The following is a 620-nucleotide window of genomic DNA, read 5'->3' on the forward strand; positions in this document are numbered from 1 at the left end:
TTTCGTCCATTTCCAGAACGATGTCGTATGGTACTTTCGCTTCTGCAAGTAGCACGTTCATGTGACCAGGCAGACGACCCGCGACAGGGTGAATACCAAAACGAACTTCAATACCTTGTGAGCGAAGTGCATCAGTAATTTCATGCACCGGGTACTGCGCTTGCGCTACTGCCATGCCGTATCCCGGAGTGATGATTACTGACTTCGAGTTTTTCAGCATTTCAGCCACTTCTTCAGCAGTGGTTTCACGGTGTTCGCCCTGCTCTTCATCACTTGAAATGATAATCTCTTGACCAAAGCCACCAGCAATAACACTGATAAACGAGCGGTTCATCGCTTTACACATGATGTATGACAGAATCGCACCTGAAGAACCAACCAAAGCACCTGTTACGATCAATAGGTCGTTTGCAAGCATGAAACCTGCTGCTGCCGCTGCCCAACCTGAGTACGAGTTAAGCATAGAAACAACAACTGGCATATCCGCACCACCAATGGATGCGACTAGGTGGTAACCAAATGCGAACGCAATTAACGTCATCACGATAAGCGCGAACATGCTGCCATCTGCTTTTACGAAGTAGATCATTAGAAGCGTTGAAATTACGATCGCAGCCAAA

General features: G+C 47.3%; 1 protein-coding gene. It reads right to left on the reverse strand.

Annotated elements, in window-relative coordinates; all coding sequences use genetic code 11:
• On the reverse strand, positions 1 to 620 hold a 620-nt coding region (locus tag R8N49_RS28405), incomplete at both ends, for an NAD(P)(+) transhydrogenase (Re/Si-specific) subunit beta (RefSeq protein WP_318190603.1).

The organism is Vibrio sp. 1978, from assembly GCF_033344345.1.